General features: G+C 69.3%; 23 protein-coding genes. 13 read left to right on the top strand and 10 right to left on the bottom strand.

The annotated features are described in order from the left end of the window. Positions 1–335 precede the first annotated feature (335 nt). Positions 336–1100 (bottom strand): class I SAM-dependent methyltransferase, encoded by a 765-nt coding sequence (locus AB4078_RS12130; protein ID WP_441977344.1) that lies wholly within the window; start codon positions 1098–1100, stop codon positions 336–338. Positions 1101–1261: 161 nt separating this feature from the next. Here AB4078_RS12130 and AB4078_RS12125 point away from each other — a divergent pair, with 161 nt between their 5' ends. From AB4078_RS12125 to AB4078_RS12110, 4 genes are all read left to right on the top strand, one after another. Continuing rightward, positions 1262–1975 (top strand): response regulator transcription factor, encoded by a 714-nt coding sequence (locus AB4078_RS12125; RefSeq protein WP_440733122.1) that lies wholly within the window; start codon positions 1262–1264, stop codon positions 1973–1975. Next, positions 1972–2262 carry a hypothetical protein gene (locus AB4078_RS12120; RefSeq protein WP_440733123.1) on the top strand — a complete coding sequence of 97 codons (291 nt, stop codon included), beginning with the start codon at positions 1972–1974 and terminating at the stop codon, positions 2260–2262. The genes AB4078_RS12125 and AB4078_RS12120 overlap by 4 nt, the downstream gene beginning before the upstream one ends. 7 nt (positions 2263–2269) lie before the next feature. Next, positions 2270–2596 (top strand): DUF7882 family protein, encoded by a 327-nt coding sequence (locus AB4078_RS12115; RefSeq protein WP_440733124.1) that lies wholly within the window; start codon positions 2270–2272, stop codon positions 2594–2596. Positions 2597–2709: 113 nt separating this feature from the next. Then, on the top strand, positions 2710–3213 hold the full coding sequence (locus tag AB4078_RS12110) for a tetratricopeptide repeat protein (RefSeq protein WP_440733125.1): 504 nt from the start codon (positions 2710–2712) through the stop codon (positions 3211–3213). Between the two features lie 32 nt (positions 3214–3245). On the opposite strand, the gene xdhC is transcribed toward AB4078_RS12110, so the two are convergent. The 5 genes from xdhC to AB4078_RS12085 all read right to left on the bottom strand — a co-directional run bounded on the left by xdhC (position 3246) and on the right by AB4078_RS12085 (position 10083). Next, entirely contained in the window at positions 3246–4073 is an 828-nt protein-coding gene (gene xdhC / locus AB4078_RS12105; protein ID WP_441977343.1) for a xanthine dehydrogenase accessory protein XdhC, read from the bottom strand. Between the two features lie 77 nt (positions 4074–4150). Continuing rightward, complete coding sequence (gene xdhB / locus AB4078_RS12100; protein ID WP_441977342.1) at positions 4151–6553, bottom strand: xanthine dehydrogenase molybdopterin binding subunit; 2403 nt, start codon at positions 6551–6553, stop codon at positions 4151–4153. Next, positions 6550–8061: a xanthine dehydrogenase small subunit gene (locus AB4078_RS12095; RefSeq protein WP_441977341.1), complete on the bottom strand. Its 1512-nt coding sequence runs from the start codon at positions 8059–8061 to the stop codon at positions 6550–6552. The genes xdhB and AB4078_RS12095 overlap by 4 nt, the downstream gene beginning before the upstream one ends. A 279-nt stretch (positions 8062–8340) precedes the next feature. Then, entirely contained in the window at positions 8341–9096 is a 756-nt protein-coding gene (locus AB4078_RS12090; protein WP_440733129.1) for an IclR family transcriptional regulator, read from the bottom strand. Positions 9097–9180: 84 nt separating this feature from the next. Further along, entirely contained in the window at positions 9181–10083 is a 903-nt protein-coding gene (locus tag AB4078_RS12085) for an aldose 1-epimerase family protein (protein WP_441977340.1), read from the bottom strand. Between the two features lie 281 nt (positions 10084–10364). On the opposite strand from AB4078_RS12085, the gene AB4078_RS12080 reads away from it, so the two are divergent. Then, positions 10365–12587, top strand: a complete 2223-nt coding sequence (locus tag AB4078_RS12080) for a DEAD/DEAH box helicase (RefSeq protein WP_441977339.1) — start codon at positions 10365–10367, stop codon at positions 12585–12587. Between the two features lie 119 nt (positions 12588–12706). Here AB4078_RS12080 and AB4078_RS12075 read toward each other — a convergent pair whose 3' ends face one another. Further along, positions 12707–13183 (bottom strand): GNAT family N-acetyltransferase, encoded by a 477-nt coding sequence (locus tag AB4078_RS12075; protein WP_441977338.1) that lies wholly within the window; start codon positions 13181–13183, stop codon positions 12707–12709. A 241-nt stretch (positions 13184–13424) separates the two neighbouring features. On the opposite strand from AB4078_RS12075, the gene AB4078_RS12070 reads away from it, so the two are divergent. After that, on the top strand, positions 13425–14258 hold the full coding sequence (locus AB4078_RS12070; RefSeq protein WP_440733133.1) for a phospholipase: 834 nt from the start codon (positions 13425–13427) through the stop codon (positions 14256–14258). 82 nt (positions 14259–14340) lie between these two features. Here the strand turns inward: AB4078_RS12070 and AB4078_RS12065 are convergent, their stop codons facing one another. After that, on the bottom strand, positions 14341–15381 hold the full coding sequence (locus AB4078_RS12065) for an Rv2578c family radical SAM protein (RefSeq protein WP_441977337.1): 1041 nt from the start codon (positions 15379–15381) through the stop codon (positions 14341–14343). A 97-nt stretch (positions 15382–15478) separates the two neighbouring features. Here AB4078_RS12065 and AB4078_RS12060 point away from each other — a divergent pair, with 97 nt between their 5' ends. The 7 genes from AB4078_RS12060 (at position 15479) to AB4078_RS12030 (ending at position 20914) form a co-directional block, all read left to right on the top strand. Then, entirely contained in the window at positions 15479–16438 is a 960-nt protein-coding gene (locus tag AB4078_RS12060) for a M15 family metallopeptidase (protein ID WP_441977336.1), read from the top strand. Between the two features lie 209 nt (positions 16439–16647). Further along, positions 16648–17811, top strand: coding sequence for an acyl-CoA dehydrogenase family protein (locus AB4078_RS12055; protein ID WP_441977335.1), 1164 nt, complete (start codon positions 16648–16650; stop codon positions 17809–17811). A gap of 152 nt (positions 17812–17963) precedes the next feature. Then, positions 17964–18413 carry a hypothetical protein gene (locus tag AB4078_RS12050; RefSeq protein ID WP_441977334.1) on the top strand — a complete coding sequence of 150 codons (450 nt, stop codon included), beginning with the start codon at positions 17964–17966 and terminating at the stop codon, positions 18411–18413. Positions 18414–18608: 195 nt separating this feature from the next. Then, positions 18609–18965 carry a PadR family transcriptional regulator gene (locus AB4078_RS12045; RefSeq protein ID WP_440733138.1) on the top strand — a complete coding sequence of 119 codons (357 nt, stop codon included), beginning with the start codon at positions 18609–18611 and terminating at the stop codon, positions 18963–18965. Position 18966: 1 nt separating this feature from the next. Then, entirely contained in the window at positions 18967–19332 is a 366-nt protein-coding gene (locus tag AB4078_RS12040; RefSeq protein ID WP_440733139.1) for a DUF1048 domain-containing protein, read from the top strand. Positions 19333–19334: 2 nt separating this feature from the next. After that, a complete protein-coding gene (locus tag AB4078_RS12035; RefSeq protein WP_441977333.1) occupies positions 19335–20153 on the top strand; it encodes an ABC transporter ATP-binding protein in 819 nt (272 codons plus the stop codon). Continuing rightward, positions 20150–20914 carry an ABC transporter permease gene (locus AB4078_RS12030; protein WP_378804823.1) on the top strand — a complete coding sequence of 255 codons (765 nt, stop codon included), beginning with the start codon at positions 20150–20152 and terminating at the stop codon, positions 20912–20914. Before AB4078_RS12035 ends, AB4078_RS12030 begins: the two co-directional genes overlap by 4 nt. Before the next feature lie 99 nt (positions 20915–21013). Here AB4078_RS12030 and AB4078_RS12025 read toward each other — a convergent pair whose 3' ends face one another. Continuing rightward, positions 21014–21889 (bottom strand): siderophore-interacting protein, encoded by an 876-nt coding sequence (locus AB4078_RS12025; RefSeq protein WP_441977332.1) that lies wholly within the window; start codon positions 21887–21889, stop codon positions 21014–21016. 85 nt (positions 21890–21974) lie between these two features. Continuing rightward, entirely contained in the window at positions 21975–22715 is a 741-nt protein-coding gene (locus AB4078_RS12020) for an energy-coupling factor transporter transmembrane component T family protein (protein WP_441977536.1), read from the bottom strand. Between the last annotated feature and the right edge of the window lie 202 nt (positions 22716–22917).

The raw sequence follows: 22917 nt of genomic DNA, 5'->3' as shown, positions 1-22917 counted from the left end.
GGGCACCTCCCTCATCCAGGTGCCGGCCATCGGCTCCTGATCAGGCGGTGCATCGGGATGGTGCGGGAGGGGCCTGCACGGGGAGGAACTCCGGGTCACGATCCACGACGTCGCCGCCTGGGATGCCCGGTAGATGGTTCACTGTCGTAACCCGCCTAGGCCTGCGATGATTCTACGTCCCCGAGGCCCATCGTGCAAGACAAAAGTCCGCAATGCGGATTCAAGTTTCCGCTGTACGAACTTCGGCGATGCCTGGGGTCGGCGCGCCCGCCCGCTCGCACGGTGCGGTGTCGAACCTCGACCTCTGCGAACTGTGCGCCCGCGGTGCGGTGCGGTCAGATCCGCCGACCGCTGATGCTCATGGCGCAGCCGAAGAAGTGCCGGCGCACCTCGATGCGCAGGCCGGCCTCCGCACGGAACGCCTCGACGGCACGGGAACCGTCGCCGAAGCCGGCGAGATAGCGGTGCAGCATCCGGTACTCCGTCGGGTTCGAGAGCAGCAGGATCCCTGCAAGCGGCACGATGCAGCGCAGGTACGTCCGGTAGAGCATCCGCAGCGGTCCGCAGTCGGGCTCGGTGACATCGATGAAGGCGAAGGATCCGCCCGGCTGCAGCACTCGCGCGACCTCGGACGCCAGGCGCTCCAGCTGTGCGGCGTCGAACGTCTTCAGACCGTACGCGCTGACCACGACATCGACGGAGGCGTCCTTCGTCGACCCCGCCAGGGCGTCCTCCTGCCGCAGCCGCACACGCCCCCCGAAGCGGCCGCGACTGCGCGCCTCCGCCTGCGCCATCATCTGCGCCGAGAAGTCGACCGCGGTGATCTCCGCCTGCGGGAGCCGGCGCTCGATCTCGGCCCAGGTCTCGCCCCGTCCGCTCATCAGGTCGAGTACGCGACGGGGGGATCCGCTGGCGTGTACCAGGCCGAGCAGCTGTCGTCGCCACAGCGTCGAGAATCCCAGGGACAGGGCGATGTTCATCCGGTCGTAGGAGGCGGCCATGCGGTCGAACAGCTGGCGCACGTCCTCGGGATCGAAGAGCGGATCGGCGGGCGCGGGGCTGGTCGTCGCGCTCGTGGTGCTCTCCAGGATCTCGGTCATGGGTTGACGATACAACAGGAACTGAACATGTTCAATAATGACGAGGGTCGATTACACCCCTAGGGGTGAAGACAGCCGCCCGACCGATGAATAGCGTTGAGAGCGTTCAAGGCAGCGACTGGATCGTCTGACCGATCCCTCACGAGGAAGCGAGAGTGGAGATGAATCCTCTCCCGGTCGGAGATTCGAAGGCGTTGCGGGTCGCTCTGGTGAACGACTACGAAGTCGTCGTCCGCGGACTCGCCGCGATGCTGCACGCCTATCAGGACGTCGTCCAGGTCGTCGAGCTGGATCTGAACAAACCGGTCGCGGAAGTCGTCGACGTCGCCCTGTACGACACCTTCGCGTCGACGCAGGGTGACCGCGCCGATGTCCACGACCTCGCGGCGAATCCGCGAGTCGGGCGAGTCGTGGTGTACTCGTGGAACCTCGATGACGTGTTGATCAATGCCGCGATCACCAACGGTGCCGGCGGCTACGTGTCCAAGGGCGTCCCCGCGAGCCAGCTGGTCACCGCCCTGCAGCAGATCTGCGCCGGGGGCCCGCAGGTCTGGGTGGGCACGCAGGGGAGGCCCGCGATCACGGTGGGCGACTGGCCCGGCCGCGAGGAAGGGCTCACCGCCCGGGAATCCGAAGTCCTGGCGCTCATCACCCAGGGCCTGTCGAACGCGAAGATCGCCGACCGCACCCACCTGTCGATCAACTCGGTCAAGACATACATCCGATCCGCGTATCGGCGTATCGGTGCGACGTCCCGCACGGAAGCGGTCCTCTGGGGTGTGGAGCACGGCTTCCGGCCCGACCGGATGCGAGTCCGCCACCCGGAGGTCCCGTCATCGGACGACGGTGCCGAAGACGACGGGAGCGTCGCATGATGACGGCCGAGCTGCTCGAGCTGCACCAGATCACCGGGACGGAGTGGGTCATCCTCGACCGCCGCTACCCGGCTGATGACCCGCGGGCGACGGTCGCGAGCATCCTGCGGGCGGCCGACGGCGAGTGCGAGGTCACCTGGCTGGTCGACGTCGCGCTGCCCACCAGGTACGTCTGCCCGGCGAACGTCGTCGAAGACCTTCGCCGTGCGGTCACGCGCAGCGCGAAGCCGATCCCGATCCCTCATTTCGCGCCGGTCGGGATGCACCCTGCGCGGCGCTCGGGATAGGCGCCACGTGGGAACCATCTACTACGGCGGGTCGGCATCCCCGATCCACATCGAGGACCGCGCCCTTGCGCATCTCAAGATCGTGATCGCGACCAAGCTGCGCCGGGGCGAGAGCTTCACCGTGTCCTGGCCGCACTCGGAGGATCAGCCACCGGGGCGCAGCACGATCTGGTTGAACCCGGCTGTCGAGCTGAGGTTCGTCTTCGAGGAGCCCGAAGCACCCGAGCTGAGCCGGGACTATCTCGCGCAGCTGGCGAACTCCGCGAACTCATCGGGCGGCATACAGCTCACCGCCGAGGATGTCGGTCTCTGCGTGTGCTCGTCGCACCCGTGACGAAAGGAAGGGCGCCTGTCGATGATCTGCCGGTCGGATCCGGTGGCGCACGTGCCGGCGGGGAGACCGAGGGGAAGGCATCCGAGACGGCTAGCGTGGACGGAGGAGGACCCATGATCACCGACACCGTTCTGCGAACCCGACTCGACGAGATCTTCGCCGCCCGGGATCGCGGCCACATGGAGCCGACCATCGCGGCGTTCCTCGAGATCCTCGAGGAACATCCCGATGACCCTGCCGTGCTCTACGAGGTCGGCGGCGCCTATGACACCGACGGCCAGGAGGAGGTTGCGCTCGGCTACTACCGCCGGGCGATGGGGGCTGGTCTGGAGGGACGCTGGCTGCGGCAGTGCTATCTGCAATACGGCAGCACGCTGCGCAATCTCGGCCGCCTCGATGAGAGCCTGGCGGCGTTCGACGAGGGCATCGCGCTTTTCCCCGAATCGGAGTCGCTCGGCATCTTCCGCGCACTCACCCTGCACGCGATGGGCCGGCCCAGTGCCGCACTCGGCGCCGTGCTCACCGTGGTCGCCGACCGTTTCCCGACCGCGGAGGTGCAGCGCTACGAGGCGGCGCTCCGCGGCAACGCGGGCTACCTCGCGTCGCTCGACGACTGACCTCGTCGACCGCGGTGCTGGGCCGCGCGCTCTCAGTCCGTCGCGGCCGCCGCGTCGATGAGCTGCAGGATCCGGGCCGCGACGCTCACCGCGATCACCGCGGGCTGCTTGCCGGCGACCTCGGGGATCCCGATCGGGGTGGTCACCCGCGCGACATCCTCATCGGTCTGGCCCAGCTCGTGCAGCTTCTTCCTGAACCGCGCCCACTTCGAGGCGGATCCGATGAGGCCGACGGACCCGAGGCCCGGGGTGCGCAGCGCCTGATCGACGATCGCCAGGTCCTCGACATGGTCGTGCGTCATGACCAGGACGTGCGCGCCGGGCGTGAGGTCCGCCAGTGCGGCCTCAGGGACGGGGGCGTGCACGACGCGCACCCGCGCCACGGCGTCGCCCAGCGGACCCCGCTCTCCGGGGATCCCGATCCGCTCCTCGGCCAGCATCTCGGCGCGCGAGTCGACGAGCATGAGCTCCAGCTCGTGCCGGGCGAGGATGCGTGCGAGCTCGAGGCCGACGTGGCCGAGGCCGAACACGGCGACGGTCGGGGTGACCCGGATCGGCTCCAGCAGCATGGTGACCTCTCCTCCGCAGCATTGCACCCCGTACTCCGTCACGGCCTTGTCGCTCAGCGTGAGCGCGAGCAGCTCGGGCTCCGCGGATCCGTCGGCGAGCATGCGTCGCGCCTGGTCGATCGCGGTCTGCTCGAGGTTGCCGCCCCCGACCGTGCCGTGCACGGCATCGGGGGAGACCACCATCTTCGCGCCGCCGTTGCGCGGGGCGTGGCCGCGGACGGTCGCCAAGGTCACGATCACGGCGGGGATCCGCCGCGACCGCAGATCCTGGAGCGCGTCCAGCCAGTCCATGGTGTTCCTTCTCTTCGAGTCGTCCCCCTGAGCACGAGCCATGAGTCGTTCTCAGGGGGACGACTCGGAAGTGGGGGTCAGTCGCCGGCGGCGGCGACCAGGGGGCGCTCCGCAGCGGGCGTGGGGGCGGGCGCGGCGCCAGCCTCGGCGGACGCCGCCTCCTGTGCGGCGCGGACGGCCCAGAACACGGCCTCCGGCGTCGCGGGGGAGCCCAGGTCGACCGAGTGCCCGGCCGGACCGAAGGCCGCCACGGCGTCGCGGATCGCCTCGCGCGCGCTGAAAGCGAGCATGAACGGGGGCTCGCCCACGGCCTTGGACCCGTAGACGGCGCCCTCCTCTCGCGCGTTCTCGAACAGCCGCACGTGGAACTCCTCCGGCATCTCGGAGAAGCTCGGCAGCTTGTACGTCGACGCCGACTGGGTCTGCAGCCGGCCGCGGTGCGGGCCGTCGCTCTCATCCCAGCGCAGCTCCTCGAGCGTCAGCCAGCCCACGCCCTGCACGTAGGCGCCCTCGATCTGGCCGATGTCGAGCATCGGCGAGAGCGAGTCGCCCACGTCGTGCACGATGTCGACGCGGCGCACCCGGTAGGCGCCGGTGAAGGCGTCCACCTCGACCTCGGTCGCCGCCGCACCGTACGCGAAGTACTTGAACGGGGACCCCTGCATGATCTCCGGATTCCAGTGCAGGCCCTCGGTGCGGTAGTAACCGGCCGCGAAGAGCTGCACGCGCTGGAAGTACGCCGCCTTGACGACCTCGCCCCAGGACACGCGATTCACCGGCGCGCCGAGCGCGGTCACGAAGCCGCCGCCGAAGCGCACGTCGCGCTCGTCGACGCCGAGCATGCGTCCGGCGACCTTCGCGAGCCGGTCGCGGATCTGCTCGCACGCGTTCTTCACCGCGCCGCCGTTCAGGTCGGCGCCCGAGGACGCGGCGGTGGCCGACGTGTTCGGCACCTTGTCGGTGCGGGTCGGGGCAAGACGCACCTGCTTCAGATCGACGCCGAGCGCGGTCGCGGCGACCTGCAGCATCTTCGTGTGCAGGCCCTGGCCCATCTCGGTGCCGCCGTGGTTGATCAGGACCGAGCCGTCCTTGTAGATGTGCACGAGGGCGCCGGCCTGGTTGAACGCCGCGAAGTTGAACGAGATGCCGAACTTGATCGGCGTGATCGACAGGGCGCGCTTGACGTGCGGGCTGGTCTCGTTGAACCGAGCGATCTGCTCGCGGCGGGCGGTCACGTCCGCCTCGTCCGAGAGCTGGCCCCAGATCGTCTCGAGGCGGTCCGCGTCCTTCACGAGCTGGCCGTAGGGCGTGGTCTGCCCGGGCTTGTAGAAGTTCTTGCGGCGCAGCTCGAGGGGATCGATGCCGAGGACCGGGGCGACCCTTCCCAGGATGTCCTCGATGAGGAAGACGCCCTGGGGGCCGCCGAACCCGCGGTATGCGGTGTTCGAGGTCTTGTTGGTCTTCACGATCTGCCCGTAGGCGTGCACGTTGGGGATCCAGTACGAGTTGTCCAGGTGGCAGAGGGCTCGGCCGAGCACGGGCTCGGACAGGTCGATCGACCAGCCGCCGTCGCAGGTGAGGGTCGTGTCGAGCGCCTGCAGCAGGCCGTTCTCGTCGAAGCCCACCTTCCACGCGATGTGGAACGGGTGCCGCTTGCCGGTCATGGTGATGTCCTGCGTGCGGTTCAGGCGCAGTCGCACCGGGCGGCCGGTGAGCTTGGCGCCGAGGGCCGCGATCGCCGCGAATCCGTGCGGCTGCATCTCCTTGCCGCCGAACCCGCCGCCCATGCGCAGGCACTGCACCGTGATCTCGTTCGCGGGGATCCCGAGCACGTGCGAGACCAGGTCCTGGGTCTCCGTGGGGTGCTGGGTGGAGCACTGGATGAAGTACTGCCCCTCGGAGTCGCGGATCGCGAACGACGCGTGCGTCTCGAGGTAGAAGTGCTCCTGGCCGCCGAACTCCGTGACGCCCTCGAAGACGTGGGCGGATGCGGCGAGGCCCGCGGCGGCGTCGCCGCGCTGCACCGTGCGCGGGGTGCCCTGGAACGACTGCGCCTCGAGCGCGTCCTGGACCGTGATGAGGGACGGCAGCGGCTCGTACTCCACGGTCACCCGTTCGGCGCCGAGGCGCGCGGCCTCCTGCGTCTCGCCGAGCACCCACACCAGGGCGTGGCCGTAGAACATGGCCTCGCTCGGGAACAGCGGCTCGTCGTTGCGGATGCCGGCGTCGTTGAGGCCCGGCACGTCGTCGGCGGTGAGCACCCGCACCACGCCGGGCACGTCGTACGCGCCGGACACGTCGATCGTGACCTTGGCGTGCGCGTTCGTGGACTGCACCGGCCAGGCCGTCAGCACGCCGTGCGTCTGCTCCGCGATGTCGTCGGTGTACATCGCCGCGCCCGTGACGTGCAGGGCGGCGCTCTCGTGCGCGGCCCGCAGGCCGACGACGGGGTTCTCCGGGCGGTCGGCGAGAGTGCTCATGCCGACACCTCCTTCGACTCGATGACGGTCGCGCTGTAGAGCTTGAGCAGCGCGGTGTTGAGCATGAGCGAGCGGTACTCCGCGCTCGCGCGGTGGTCGGACATCGGGGTGCCCTCGCCGCGGAGGATCTCGGCTGCCGCCTTCACCGTGGCGATGTTCCAGGGCTTGCCGATCAGCGCGTCCTCCGTGGCGCGGGCACGCAGCGGGGTGGCGGCGACGCCGCCCAGGCCGATGGTCGCGCCGGTCACGATCCCGCCGGAGATGTCGAGCGCGAACGCGATGGCGACGCTGGAGATGTCGTCGAAGCGTCGCTTGGCGATCTTGTGGAAGGCGGTCGTCGTGGCGAGCGGTAGCGGGATCCGGACGGCCTTGATGAGCTCATCGGGGCGCTTGACGGTCTGCCGATAGCCGGTGAAGTAGTCGGCCAGGTCGACCTCGCGCTCTCCGTCGACCGACGCCAGCACGACGCTCGCGCGCAGGGCGAGCAGGGCCGGCGGGGTATCGCCGATGGGGGATCCGGTGCCGAGATTGCCGCCGATGGTTCCGCGGTTGCGGATGAGGCGCGAGGCGAACTGCGGGAACAGTTGTGCGAGCAGCGGGATCCGACCGTCGAGGCGCTTCTCCACCTCGGAGAGCGGAAGGGCTGCGCCGATCTCGACGTAGCCTTCGGCGCCGGTGGCGACCTCCTCGGCGATGGTCAGGGTGCGCAGCTCCGGCAGCTGCTCGATCGCGACGACGAGCGGGGCGCGGCGGCCGCGGATGTTGACCTCGACGCCGTAGTCGGTGGATCCGGCGACGAGCAGCGCGTCCTTTTCGTCGTGCAGGATCCGCAGAGCCTCGGGGAGCGTCGCGGGGCGCACGAAGCGCGCACCTTCGACCTCGGTGTCGGTCGCGACCGGCTCCGGGGCGGGCTGCGCGAGCCGCTGCTGCAGCGGGTCGTCGGCCTCCGGCGAGCCGAGCGTGTAGGCGGCGTCGCGGATCGGGCGGTAGCCGGTGCAGCGGCACAGGTTGCCGCTGAGCGCGTGCAGGTCGAAGCCGTTCGGACCGTGCTCGGGATCGTGGACCGGGCAGGCTTCATCGTCGGCGCCGGTCGTTGAGCCGGTCGAAGCGTCGTCCGCGGGGGTGCGATCGGCGCGGTAGTACTCGCCCGCCATGCTGCAGGCGAAGCCCGGGGTGCAGTAGCCGCACTGGGATCCGCCGGCCTCGGCCAGCTTCGCCTGCACGGGATGCAGGTCGTCGACCGATCCGAGGCCTTCGGCCGTGATGAACTCCTGGCCGTCGAGCGCATAGACGGGCACCAGGCAGGCGTTGACCGGAGTCCAGGCGGTGCCGCCGTCGACGGTGGGGGTGGCCAGCAGCATCGCGCAGGCGCCGCACTCGCCCTCCGCACAGCCCTCCTTGCTGCCGGAGAGACCGTTGTCGCGCAGCCAGTCCAGAGCGGTGGCGTGCGCGGGCGTTCCGGCGAGCGGACGCTGCTTGCCGTTGACGGTGACGGCGATATCGGTCATGCGAATCTCCTCGAATCCGGCGACAGTGTGCGATGCGGCTCAGGCCGTGCCGACTCTCTGTGAGACGGAGCCTAGGCCTGGAGACTGCCCTGTGGGGGCATTCTCCTGTTCAGGAGCGCAACGCTGTGTGGTCAGGCGTCGTCGCCTTGGCCTTACCGCCAGTAGATTCGCGCTGTTTCCGATATACGGAAACCGTGTTCCGAAAACATCGACAGCCTAAGACGACGGATCGGCATCCGTCAAGGCGCGGCGCGCCGAAGCGCGACGACCCGTTGGCGCTCAGATCGCGTTCGTCACGGCCGAGATGTCGGCCACGACCTCGCGCAGCACCGGGATCGCCTGCTCGGCGAAGTCCTCGCCGACGCGCGACATCGGACCAGAGATCGAGACCGCGGTGAGCACCGGCATGTTCGGCACCGCCATCGCGAAGCAGCGCACGCCGACCTCGTGCTCGCCATCATCGACCGCGTAGCCGCGCTCGCGGCTCAGCGCGAGGTCCGCGAGTAGTGCGTCGATCGTCTCGAGCGAGCGCGGAGTGGAATGCGGCATGCCCGCGCGGGCGATGATCTCGCGCACCTGGTCGTCGTCGAGCTGCGCGAGGATCGCCTTGCCGACGCTCGTGGAGTGCAGCGGCGCACGGCCGCCCACCTCGGTGAACATGCGCATCGCATGCGGGGACGGAGCCTGCGAGACGTAGACAACACTGTCGCCGTCGATCGTGGCCAGGTTCGCGGTCTCGCCGAGGCGCGCGACGAGCGACTTGAGCTGCGGCATAGCCATCAGGCCGAACTGGCGGTTCGCGACCTCGCCCAGGCGCACGAGCTTGGGTCCCAGGGCGTAGCGGCGGTTGGCGAGCTGGCGCGCGTAGCCCTCCGCGACCAGGGTGCGCAGGAGGCGGTGGATCGTGGGCAGCGGCAACTCGGCGGCGGTCGACAGCTGGCTGATCGTGGCATCGCCACCGGCATCGGCGATGAGCTCGAGCAGATCGAAGACGCGCGAGACCGACTTGACGCCGGTGGAACTCTCAGCGGCCATGCGGATCCTCTCCTTCGAGATCCGGGCGCGATTATCCGCATGCCGGAAAGATGATTCCCGAGCAGAGTATCCCACGCGATGCGCTCAGGCGGTGAGGGTCACACCCCACTGCACCCTCCAGGTCTCACCGGGCGCGAGACGGCGCAGACCGCGGCCCGAGTTGAACGCCTCGGCGGGGGCGGACATCGGCTCGAGGGCGACCACGAGCTCTTGTCCCGGATAGCTCGTGCTCGTGTACGCCTGCAGGTAGTCCAGCCCCGGGCCCTGCCAGAGCGTGACCACGCGACCGTCGGGGGCGGTCAACGTGCTGCGCACGCGCCCATCCTCTTCACGATGGAGCGTGGCGAAGCCGGTGTCGAGCTGCACGTCGGCGAGGCGCCGGGGCGCGCGCAGGTCGGTGCCGTCGGACACGGGAGATTCGCCGATCGGCAGCAGCCGGTCGTCGGTCTCGAAGAACGTCTCGGCGGGGATGCGCAGGAGGAGCTGTTTGGGATCCGCTCCCGAGACGGTGAGAAAGGGGTGCGTTCCCAGTGCGACCGGGGCCGGAGCCTCGGAGCGGTTCACGATCGTGTGCTCGGCGGTGACGCCGTCGGGGCCGAGTGTGTAGCGCACACTCGTCTCCAGCAGGTAGGGATAGCCGATCTGCGGCACCACGTTCGCGCGCAGCAGCACGCTCGCGTCGCTCTGCTCGGCGATCTCGTAGGCCGTGTAGCGCAGCAGTCCGTGGATCGCGTTGTTCAGCTTCGGCTCGGTGATCGCGAGCGCGCGGGTCTCGTCGCCGTCGACCCAGATGCCGTCGCGGATCCGGTTGGGCCACGGGACGAGAACGACACCGGAGCAGGAGGGAGCCGGACGGTCATCGGGGTAGGGCGGGACGACCGTGGTGTCGCCGACGACGAGGTGCCGGAGGGAAGCGCCGACCTGCGAGATCTGCGCGCGGACGCCGTCCGCCTCGAGGTGGACCTGGACGCCGGTCGGAGTGGTCATGCCGCCATCGTAGAGCGGCAGGGGCGCCGGGCGGGTTCCCAGGTGAATCCGGTAGAGTGGAAGCGTCGGCTTCGGGCAACCGCAGCCCCACGGGATCCCCGTCGGGCGCGGATGTGTGCGAACGTGTGAGCCCAGGGGCCGATGGTGAGTTCGGCGGACATCGCCGAGCGCTTCATCCATCACATGAATGGCCCCCGGCCGACGACTGCCCGGGTTTCCCCGCGCCCTACGAGGGCGGCGGGGTGCTGTTCTCGTGCGAGAACCAGACAAAGGACATACCCGTGCCCAAGAACCACAAGCCCAAGGGTGGACGCCCCTCGGCGAACTTCGAGCCGCGTTACGCGAAGAAGACCTCCTTCCACGATCGCCACAACCAGGGGCGCCCCGCCCGCGACGGCGAGTCCGGCCGCGGCGGATTCGATCGCGATGCCCGTCCGGCCCGCGACGACCGGCGCGTGGACTCGCGTCCCGGCAGCCGCTCCCCGAGCCACCGCGGCTACCGCCCCGAGCCGGCGGCGGGCGAGCGTGCGCCGAAGCAGCGTTGGTCTGCGCAGGAGCGCGCCGGCCGCGACGAGTCGCGCTCGATCCGCAACCGCGCCGAATCGGGACGCATCGACGCACCGCACCGCCGGGATGACCGCCCCCGCTTCGACCGGGACGACCGTTCCCGTCGCGACGACCGCCCGCGGTACGACGATCGCGCCGGCCGGACCGAGCGTCCGCGGTTCGACCGCGACGAGCGTCCGCAGCCTGATGACCGTCCGCGGTTCGACCGGAATGACCGTCCCCGGTCCGACGACCGTGCCGGGCGGACCGAGCGTCCGCGTTTCGACCGGAACGACCGTCCGCAGCGTGATGACCGTCCGCGGTTTGACCGGAGCGATCGTCCGCAGCGTGATGACCGTCCGCGGTTTGACCGGAGCGATCGTCCGCAGCGTGATGACCGTCCGCGTTTCGACCGGAGCGATCGTCCGCAGCGGGACGACCGCCCACGCTATGACCGCGACGACCGCACTCGCAGCGACCGCCCGCAGCGCGACGACCGCGCGGGTCGCCCGTCGTTCGACCGCCCGCGGTTCGACCGTGATGACCGCGCCCGCCGGGACGATCGGGCCGAGCGCCCGCGCTTCGACCGCACCGAGCGCCCGAGCCGCGACGATCGTCCGCGTCGGGACGACCGCCCTCGCCGTACCGACGGACCGAGCCGCAGCGACTGGAACCGCACCGCGGATCGCGGTCCGAAGCACGAGCAGGTCGAGGATGTGGTGCACGAGCGCCTCGAGGCGCAGACCGTGAAGGCCGAAGAAGTCGCGGACGTGACCTTCGGCGATCTCGGACTCGGATCGAACATCGTCGAGGTGCTGACGAACATGGGCGCGGCGACGCCGTTCCCGATCCAGGCGGCCTCCATTCCCGCCGTGCTCGAGGGGCGCGACGTGCTCGCCCGCGGGCGCACCGGATCCGGCAAGACCATCGCATTCGGCGCTCCTCTCGTGGAGAGCATCCTGAAGGCGCAGAAGGGCAAGAAGCGCGAGTTCGGTCGTGCGCCGCAGGCGATCATCCTCGCTCCGACGCGTGAGCTCGCGCTGCAGATCGACCGCACCGTGCAGCCGATCGCGCGCAGCGTCGGCCTGTTCACCACGCAGATCTACGGCGGCGTGCCCCAGGCGCGCCAGGTCGGCGCGCTGAAGAAGGGCGTCGACATCGTGATCGGCACGCCCGGCCGCATCGAGGACCTGATCAACCAGGGCAAGCTCGACCTCTCCGACGTGCGGATCGCCGTGCTCGACGAGGCCGACCACATGTGCGAGCTCGGGTTCGTCGAGCCGGTGCAGCGGATCCTCCGCGCGACGGGGGAGGGCAGCCAGAAGCTGCTGTTCTCGGCCACGCTGGACCGCGAGGTCGCCGCGCTCGTGGACGAGTTCCTCGTGGACCCGGCCGTGTTCGAGGTGGCCGGTGAGACGCAGGACTCCGGCACGATCGAGCACCGCGTGCTCGTGATCGAGCACCGGGACAAGGCGGAGATCCTCGCCTCGCTGGTCGACCGCGACGGACGCACGCTCGTCTTCTCTCGCACTCGCGCCTTCGCCGAGCAGCTCGCCGAGCAGTTCGAGGATGCCGGGATCCCCGCGGTCTCGCTGCACGGCGACCTGAACCAGGCCAAGCGCACGCGCAACCTGCAGAAGCTCACCTCCGGCCGGGTGAACGTGCTCGTGGCGACCGACGTCGCCGCGCGCGGCATCCACGTCGACGACATCGACCTGGTCGTGCAGGCCGATGCGCCCGACGAGTACAAGACGTACCTGCACCGCTCCGGCCGCACCGGCCGTGCCGGCAACGCAGGACGCGTCGTGACCCTGATCACCCGCCCGCGCGGTCGCCGCATGACTGAACTGCTGAACCGTGCCGAGATCGATGCTCCCTTCGAGGAGGCGCGCCTCGGCGACGACGTCATCGAGGAGATCGCCGGTCGCATGCCGTCGGCGGCAGACCTCACGTCCTGAGCGCCGCGCGGCCGCGCGCCGCGCCATCACATGCAAGGGCCGGGAGCACCGGGTCCGGATGATTCCGGAGCCGCACTCCCGGCCCTTCCGTGCACCCGGGGGCCCAGCCGGGGAACGTGTCAGAGCGCGAGTGCCCAGTCGTTGCTGAGCAGCTCCTCGCCACGGAACGGGAACCGCCGGGTCGCGCGCAGCGTGAACCCCGCACGGCGGCAGAGCGCGTTCGAGGGCTCATTGTCGACGGAGGGGTAGGCGTGGATCTCGTCGTGCCGGCCGTCGTCGCGGACGATGGCGAGGAGCTCCTGGAGCGCCAGCCCCGCGAAGCCGCGGCCCTGGTATGCGGGGAGCACTCCCCAGCCGGTCTCCCAGACGACCTCACCGCCCTCGAGGGTCTCCCAGTAGCCGATCGTTCCCACGGATTCGGATCCGTCGACGATCACGAGCATGCGCCCGGGCAGGTCGTCCTTCAGGTAACGGAGATGCCGCTGCTCCAGTTCCTCCGCGCTCTCGGTCGCGACGAGGTGCGCCGTCATCGCGGGCGTGTTGAAGGCGTCGAGCAACGGCCGGTCCTCGGGCTGCCAGGGGCGAAGCGTGACCATCCCGCGACGCTACTCGCAACCTCCGACACCACGGATCGAGCGGCCCGAGGGGCGGGTCGTCGGAGGAGATCGGCGACGAAATCGAAACCTGAGAATTCGGACAAAATATTCTGCAGGATCCCGGGATCCTCGGTGGGCTCCCAGGGACAGTGATGCAGGATCGTTATCTTGTACGCCCGACCCGAGGCGTTGACGTCGCTACCCGAGCGGCGCTGAAGACTTCAAGGATCGTTACTTCGTCATGTCAAGAAACCCGTTCTTCCGCTCTGCCCGCAGTAAGACCGTCGCCATCGTGAGCGCGACGGCCGTGCTCGGCGCCCTCGTCGTCGGCGGTGCCGTGCTCGTCGCCCCGACCGTCGCCGCCGCCTCTCCGGCCCTGGCGCAGGTCGACGACGTGACCGCCTACAACCAGCAGGCGCAGGTGCGCGCGGCTCTCGACACCGCCAAGACCGCGATGACCGACGCCGCCTCCGTGAACGCCGATGTGAAGGCCTCGGGCCTCGATCTCGGCCAGGCGCGCAAGCTCGTCGACGCGACCGGCCTGACTTCGGCGCACGAGGTGCTGTCGGACGCGGCATCGCACAAGGGCTCTGTGCACACCGCGCTCGCCGTGGCCGTCGCCGACTACTCCGAGAAGGTCGAGTCGCAGGTCGCCGAGGTCCGCACCAACCTGAACAACGCCGTCGCACAGAAGCAGGCGGCGGATGCCGCGGCTGCTGCGGCCGCCGCTGCCGCTCAGGCCGCCGCCGAGGCGCAGGCCGCGGCGAACACTCCGGACGGCGCCCGCGCCGCCGCGCAGCAGATCATGGCCAGTGACTACGGCTGGGGCGATGACCAGTTCCAGTGCCTGAACTCGCTGTGGAACAAGGAGTCCGGCTGGAACTACCAGGCCTACAACCCGTCCGGCGCGACCGGCATCCCGCAGGCGCTGCCCGGGGGCAAGATGGCCAGCGCGGGCGATGACTGGGAGACCAACGCCACCACGCAGATCAAGTGGGGCCTCGGCTACATCTCCAGCGTCTACGGCACCCCGTGCTCGGCCTGGGGTCACTCGCAGGCCACGAATTGGTACTGAGCCCGGTTCCACCTGCCGGTTCGGTACGGCCCTGAGTTCGCCGCGGCTCTGACCATGGCGCCGCTCTGAGCCGGCGCCGTGGTCAGAACAGGGTCGATAACGGCTCCGGGGCGCGCACTGCGCGCTCCGGAGCCGTTCTGCTGCCCCGCGCCGGGCGATCGTCGGAGTGCAGCGCCTCCAGCCCGTGCATCCGGATCAGTGGCTTGACTCGCCGTGCGAGCCACCGGCGATAGTCCTTCGGCGCCTCGGCCGCGGATCCGGGATACAGCACACGGTAGGACGACAGCAGATCGGGCCGGTGCTGCGACAGCCACTGCAGGAACCAGGGCTTCACGCCCTGCCTCAGGTGCAGTGCCCCGTAGATGACGTGGTCGGCGCCGGACTCCTTGATGCGTCGCAGTGCGTCGTCGATCGCGTTCACCGAGTCGGTGAGGTGCGGCAGGATCGGCATCAGGAACACCCCGACCCGGAATCCGGCATCGCTGAGCGCACGCACCGTGTCGAGCCGCGCCTGCGTGGACGGCGCCCCGTGCTCGATCGCCTCGCGCAACGTCTCATCGAACATCGCGATCGACAGCTGCACGTCCACAGGCACCCGGGCGGCGGCCTCCACGAGCACCGGGATGTCGCGGCGGATCAGTGTGCCTTTGGTGAGCACCGAGAACGGCGTCCCGGAATCGGCCAGTGCGCGGATGATCCCCGGCATCAGCCGGTAACGCCCCTCCGCGCGCTGGTATGGATCCGTGTTCGTGCCGAGCGCGACCGTCTCGTGCTTCCAGGATCCGCGGCGCAGCTCCTTCTCGAGCGTCTCCACCACGTTCACCTTGACCACGATCTGCGAGTCGAAATCGCGCCCCGCGTCCAAATCGAGATAGGTGTGCGTCCCCCGGGCGAAGCAGTAGACGCACGCATGACTGCATCCCCGGTACGGGTTGACGGTCCAGTCGAACGGCATCTTCGAGGGGCCGGGTACATGGTTCAGCGCCGACTTCGCGAGAACTTCGTGGAACGTCATGCCCGCGAACTCCGGCGTCGTCACGGTGCGGAGGAACCCCGTGCGGTTCTCCATGCCGGGCAGCGCCTGCGCGTCCGTCTCGTCGACCCTTTGCCCTTGCCACCTCATAGCAATATTCGAACATAACAACGATAGAGAGTCAAGAAGAGATCGTCAAAAACTTCGAATGTCGCGGATGTCCAGGTCCGCCGGTGAGAATGGACCCGTGGCAGACCCGCGGCACCCGACTCGCGCGCGCCGCATGGATCCGCGAGTGACGTTCCGGCTGTTCGTCATCCTCGGGCTGGCGGTCGCGCTGATCGGTGCGCTCTGGGCGCTTGCGGACGGCTCGGCCAAGGCCGGCCCTGGTGGGCACGCCGCGGCGGATCCGAAGCCGGCCGGGATCACGATGCCCGAGGCTGCCACGAGTCTCCCGTCCGTGCAGCTGCACGCGACGCCGGCGGCGAACCCCTGCGCGCAAGCTGGCGTGCAGCAGGCGCTGGCGTCCGGCGGCGATGACGCCGTGGTGACGGCATTCGGCGGCGGCGCGGCGTTCCGGGACGCGGTCGCCGCAGGCAACGCCCCGTGCATCGACCTGGCCGACCCGAGCCGGGACTGGGTCGTGGTGAACAAGACCCGGCCGCTCAACCCGGTGACCTACGCGCCGACTTCCCTCGGTGATCCTGCGCTCTCCGTCGACGGAGCGGGATCGCTGCGCTCCGACACGGCGCACGCCCTGGACCAGCTCTCCGCCGCGGCGGATGCGGCAGGCGTCGGCTCGATCGCGCTCGCCAGCGGCTATCGCTCGTACGACACCCAGGTGCAGACGTACTCGGGGCAGATCGCTCAATTCGGCCAGGCGCAGGGCGATGCCCTCTCCGCCCGCCCCGGCCACAGCGAGCATCAGACCGGCCTCGCCGCCGATGTGGTCTCGTGCGCGGGTGGCTGCGGCGACATCGACTCCTTCGGCAGCACGTCGGCCGGCGCGTGGGTCGCCGCGAACGGCTGGCAGTACGGCTTCATCGTCCGCTACGTCGCCGGCCAGACACCGGTGACCGGATACGATCCCGAGCCCTGGCACCTCCGCTACATCGGCGTACCCCTCGCGACGGCGTATCACGACGGGGGCTACGTCACGCTCGAGCAGTTCTTCGGGCTCGCCGCAGCTCCCGCGTACCTGGGCTGATCGGCATCGTCGGTCTGCGTTGCCGCGCCTGTTCGCGCGTCGGCGAAGGCGGGCCTCCAGCGCCCCTCGGCGCCGCTGGAGCGATCGCACAAATCGTGACACCGAGTCTCACCATCAGTGGGATGCATTCCCACAATTTGCGCCGAGATCCGCGATTTTCCGCATAGGATCGCGAGAGCGAAGACGCACACACGATCTGGAGGAGCGCGATGGAACGCGACATCTACGACGAGGACCACGAGGCATTCCGCGACCTGGTCAAGGACTTCATCAAGCGCCACGTCACGAACGAGGCCATCGAGCGCTGGGAGGCGGCCGGCGAGATCGACCGCGCGACCATGCTCGCGGCGGGCGAGGCTGGATTGATCGGGCTCTCCGTGCCCGAGGAGTTCGGCGGCGCCGGGATGCTGCAGGACTACCGCTTCCGCACCATCGTGATGGAAGAGGTCATCGCGGCCGGTGCGGGATCGCTCGCCGGCGCGTTCGGGATCCAGGACGATCTGGCCGTCCCCTACCTCGTGCACATGGGCACACCGGAGCAGAAGGCGAAGTGGCTGCCGCGCATGGCGACCGGCGAGGTGCTCGGCGCGCTCGCGATGACCGATCCGGGTGCCGGCTCCGACCTGCGCGGCATCAAGACCAATGCGAAGAGGGTCGACGGCGGCTACATCCTCAACGGCGCCAAGACGTTCATCTCGTCGGGGACCACGGCGGACATCGTCGTGACCTTCGTCAAGACCGGTGAGGGCAACCGTCCCGACGCCTTCAGCCTGCTGATCGTCGAGAAGGGCATGGAGGGCTTCGACCAGGGCAAGAAGCTCAGCAAGATGGGCTTCCACGGCTGGGACACGGCAGAGCTCAGCTTCACCGACGTGTTCATCCCCGAGGAGAACCTCATCAGCGGCAAGGAGGGGCAGGGTTTCATCCAGCTGATGATGAACCTGCCGCTCGAGCGCCTGTCGATCGGCGTCGCCGCGGCGGCTGCGGCTGAGGCGGCGACGAACTGGACCATCGCCTACACGAAGGATCGCGAGGCGTTCGGAGAGCGCATCGCCGACTTCCAGAACACCCGCTTCCGCCTCGCCGACATGGTCACCACCACCGAGGTGATGTGGGCGTACGTCGACCGCGCACTGCTCGCCTACAAGGACAGCAAGCTGTCGGCCGAGGACGCCGCGAAGGTCAAGTTCTGGACGACCGAGCGCGAGTGGGAGGTGCTCGACATGGGCGTGCAGTTGCACGGCGGCTACGGCTACATCATGGAGTACCCGATCGCGAAGGCCTTCACCGACGCCCGCGTGCACCGCATCTACGGCGGCACCAACGAGATCATGCGCGATCTCGTCGGACGTCAGATCGCTGGCAAGCGCTGATCGCCTGACGCGTGAAAGGAACGCCCTCGGATCTCCGGATCCGGGGGCGTTCTTTCGGTGATCGCCCTGCACAGGTGGGGCGCGCGCCGAGTTCCGCACCGGTTGCGCGAACAGGCCCGCAGGCGCAGTGCCGTCTCGCCAGGCTGGGCGGCATGAATCCTGAATCACTGCGCGAGCAGGTGCTCGAAAGCGACGACGACCTTCGCGATGCGCTGGAGCTGCTGCTCCAGCAGGCGAACCAGCGGCAGATGTGGCTGCTCTTCATCGACGGGAGAGGCCGGCTCGGCGAGCCCATCATGCCCATGGCCGACTACCCGAGCGATCCGCTCGAGACCGTGTTCGTGGAAGACCTCGGCGAGATCGGCCAGGCGCAGCTGCTCGCGCATCGAATGGGCCTGCTCCGGGAGCTCACCGGCAACGCCGCGGTCGTGCTGGTGTGGGAGCGGCCGGGCGGCGACGTCGTGGGTGGCGAGGAGGATGACGTCCGGATCTGGGCGCGGGCGATGCGACGTCAGGCGGCGGCGCTCGGGCTTGCGCTGCGGGCGCAGTTCTTCTTGCATGATCGCGGCGTGCGCCAGCTGCATGCCGATGACTGGGTCTGAGCGCGAGTCTCGACGGTCGGTATCGACGCCCCCGGATCCTCGGATCCGAGGGCGTTCTCCGTCTCTCGACCGGTGTCCTTCAGCCGTCGAAGGTTGGTTGAAAAAGATTGGTATTCAGTGTTGCTATGTACCGGTACTCAGTGTTACTGTCTACCGGTAGTCAACATCACTGAGTAGAAGAAGGAGGCGATCGCGATGGCGAGTCAGATGACCGAGATGCTCAAGGGCACTCTCGAGGGGATCGTCCTGGCGATCCTGGCCGAGCGATCGGCTTATGGATACGAGATCACCACGCGGCTGCGGGACGGAGGCTTCTCCGACATCGCGGAGGGCACGGTCTACGCGCTGCTGGTGCGGATCGAGCAGAGGGGCCTCGTGGATGTCGAGAAGGTCCCGTCCGAAAAGGGTCCGCCGCGCAAGGTGTACTCGCTCAACACGCAGGGGCGGGATCAGCTCGCCGAGTTCTGGAGGACCTGGAGCTTCCTCGCAGAGCACATCGAACAGCTCCGCCACACCGACAGCAGCACGACCGACACGAATGAAGGAGCCTGACATGGCCGCCAAGTGGATCGAAGCCCTCACCGGGTCCCTCGAACAGAAGAAGCAGTACCGCCAGTACAAGGCCCGCATCGAGGCCCTTCCCGAGCCCTACGGCACGGTCGCCAAGGCCACGGACCGCTACCTGATGATCGCCGGCGGCATCACCGACGGCGACGTCATGGTGACGATGCTCAGCGACCTCGCCGACCTCTGGGAGCGCGCGGCGGCCGACGGCACGCCGGTGCGCGACATCGTGGGCGACGACCCGGCCGAATTCGCCGAGACGTTCGCCCGCGCTTACAACGGCAAGGTGTGGCTCGACAAGGAGCGCACCCGCCTCAACAAGGCGGTCGACGACGCCGCCCGGAAGGAGAAGTGACCATGACCACCCTCACCGCCCCCGCGATCCGCGTGCAGGGCGTCACCAAGGCGTTCAAGGACCTGCAGGTCCTGCGCGGCGTCGACTTCGAGGTCGAGCGCGGCAGCATCTTCGCCCTGCTCGGCTCGAACGGCGCCGGCAAGACCACGCTGGTGCGGATCCTGTCGACGCTGCTGAAGGCCGATGGCGGATCCGCGACCGTGCACGGCGTCGACGTCGCCTCGGCACCGAACGACGTGCGCGACGCGATCAGCCTCACCGGCCAGTTCGCCGCGGTCGATGAGATCCTCACCGGCCGCGAGAACCTCGTGCTCGTCGCGAAGCTGCGGCACCTGAAGGATCCGGGATCCGTGGCCGACGATCTGCTCGCCAGGTTCTCGCTCACCGACGCCGGCGGACGCCGTGCGGGCACCTACTCCGGCGGCATGCGGCGCCGGCTCGACATCGCGATGAGCCTGATCGGCAATCCGCCGGTGATCTTCCTCGACGAGCCGACCACTGGCCTCGACCCGCAGGCGCGGATCGAGGTCTGGGACACCGTCAAGGAGCTCGCGAAGGGCGGCACCACCGTGCTGCTCACCACGCAGTACCTCGACGAGGCGGAGCAGCTGGCCGACCGGATCGCGATCCTGCACGAGGGCACCATCATCCAGAACGGCACGCTCGCCGAGCTCAAGCGCCTCCTGCCGCAGGCGAAGGTCGAGTACGTCGAGAAGCAGCCCACTCTCGAGGAGGTCTTCCTCGCCCTGGTCGGCCCGTCCACGGGCCCGGCCCCTGAGCCCGTCGAAGGGCCTGACACCAAGAAGGAGGCAGTGAAATGACCAGCCACGTCCTCAGCGACACCGGCACGCTCACCGGCCGTTCGCTCAAGCACATCCTGCGCAGCCCCGACACGATCATCACCACCGCAGTGACCCCGATCGCGCTCATGCTGCTGTTCGTCTACGTGCTCGGCGGGGCGATCCACACCGGATCCGACCAGTCGTACATCGACTACATGCTGCCGGGCATCCTGCTCATCACGATCGCCTCCGGCATCGCGTACACCTCGTACCGGCTGTTCCTCGACCTGCAGGGCGGCATCTTCGAGCGCTTCCAGTCCATGCCGATCGCCCGATCGAGCGTGCTCTGGGCGCACGTGCTCACCTCGCTCGTCGCGAACATCGTGTCCGTGGCGATCGTGGTCGGCGTCGCGTTCGCGATGGGCTTCCGCACCGGGGCCTCGGTCGGGGCATGGCTGGCCGTGGTCGGGATCCTCATCCTGTTCACCCTGTCGCTGACCTGGCTCGCCGTGATCGCGGGTCTGAGCGCCAAGACCGTGGACGGCGCGAGCGCCTTCAGCTACCCGCTCATCTTCCTGCCGTTCATCAGCTCGGCGTTCGTGCCCACCTCATCGATGCCGGGTCCGGTGGCCTGGTTCGCCGAGTACCAGCCGGTGACGTCGATCGTGAACACCATCCGCGCGCTTTTCAACGAGCAGCCGGTGGGATCCAGCATCTGGATCGCCCTCGCCTGGATGGTCGGGATCCTCGTGGTCGCCTACGGCTTCGCGATCGCCATCTACAAGAAGAAGATCAGCTGAGCGGGCTCGATGCCTGAGTCCGCTGCCGGTCCGAACCGGATCGAACCGCCTTCGGCGCCCCATGCGCCCGGAGGCGGTTCGAGGCGGTTCGGGAGGGAATCAGCCCAGCGGTTCCGCCGCCGTCTCGCGCGCCGCGCGGGAGGCGGGCGAGGACGAGCCGATCCGCCAGTAGCCGCAGAAGCTGACCTGCCCCTTGTCGACGCCGCGCTCGCCGACCAGAAGCTTGCGCGCACCGGAAGCCAGTGCCTGCTCTCCCGCGGCATAGGCGTGGAACGGCGTCTCGGGGAGAGCCAGATCGCGCAGTGCCGCCAGAGCGAGCACGCCGGGCCGGTCGGAGGGGGCGCGCACGAACCACTGCACGTCGATGCCGTCGGGGTGCGGGAAGTCCAGCGCGTCCTCCGCGGACGGCGCCTCGAGCAGCACGGATCCGGTCGCATCCGTGGGCAGCGACGCGCAGATCCCGGCGATCGCGGGCAGAGCAGTCTCATCGCCGACGAGCACCACCCGGTCCGTGCCGCGCTCGGGGTTGAAGGTGAGGCCCTCATCGATCACGAGCACGTGCTCGCCCGGACGGCAGGTCTCGGCCCACCGTGAGGCCGGGCCCGCGGTGCCGTCGGCGGCGGAGCCGTGCAGCACGAAGTCCACGTCGAGCTCTGCCCCGGCCTCGGCCGCGGCAGGGCGGAACGCGCGCACGCTGTAGTTGCGCATGACCGGGCGCACGCCGTCGGGGATCCGGAGGAACTTCAGGTACCCCAGGGTGTGGTTGGCCTTGGCCGGCACTCGGCTCAGCGCCGCCTCGCCGCCGACAGGCAGGAAGAGCCGGAACCACTGGTCGAAGCCCATCGGCGTGAACCGTTCGATCTCGCCGCCGCCGAGGGTGACGCGGATCCAGTGCGGGGCGAGCCGCTCGGTCCGCAGCACGGTGAGGGGGACGAGCCCGGCCGAGGCCGGCTTGACCATCTTGCTGTATGCCATCGGAAACCTTTCATCTGTGTTTCGAAGTGCACAAATGGCTCCGAAATCGCGGTGCATGGAGCCATTTGCGCGCTTTGAATCCGGATCACGTCAGGATCAGGAGAGCCGCGGTGGCGGCGAGCATCAGGACCAGGAAGACGACGTCGCGCGCGCGGAACGGCACCTCGTGCCGCTCGGTGCGGGTGGGATGCGCGCCGAAGGCGCGCGAGTCCATGGCCAGCGCCACTCGCTCGGCATGCCGGATCGCGCTCGCCAGCAGCGGCACGATGTACCCCCAGCCGCGCGCGATCCGGGCGAACGGCCCGCGCCCGCCGTGCGTGCCGCGCACCCGGTGCGCCGCACGGATCACGCTCAGCTCGTAGCCGAAGCGCGGCACGAACCGATACGCCGCGAGCGCCGTGTAGCCGATCCGGTACGGGATCCGCAGCTGCTGCACGCCCGCACGCACCACGTCCGGCCCGGTCGTGGTGAGGCCGGAGATGAGCGAGAGCGCGAGGATCGCCGCCAGCCGCAGTCCCGTCGCGAACCCGGCCTCGAGCGCGCCGGCGTGCAGCTGCCATGCGCCGATCTGCAGCACGGCGGGGGTCGCGGCGACCTGTGCCGGATCCGTCCACAGCGCCATGGACAGCCCCAGCACGAGGATCCCCGCGGGGATCGCGAGCAGCAGCACCGCCCAGATCCGCGCGGTCAGTCGCGCGCCCGTCAACAGCACCATGTAGGCGAGCACCAGGAATGCGACCGGCGTCGCGAGGTCCCGCACGAACAGCAGCAGCGCCATCGCGGGCAGCACCGCTCCGAGCTTGGCGAGCGGGTTCAGGCCGTGCAGCCAGGCGCGCGCCGGTGCCGACGGCTGCTCGGCGTATGGATCCGGCGGGTTCGGAGGCGTGTCCGCGACGCCCGCGGTGACAGGCGGATTCGGGTCCGGGAGCACGTCGTCCCGCGGATCAGCACGTGACGCAGGAGATGACGAAGTGTCGGAGCCGAGGCTTGCGTCGGATACCCGATGCGCCCGCCTCGCGTCCAGCGGG

It is taken from the genome of Microbacterium sp. 2MCAF23, assembly GCF_052115565.1.
Classification (GTDB): Bacteria; Actinomycetota; Actinomycetes; order Actinomycetales; family Microbacteriaceae; genus Microbacterium.
This window is presented reverse-complemented; position numbering and strand designations above follow the sequence as displayed.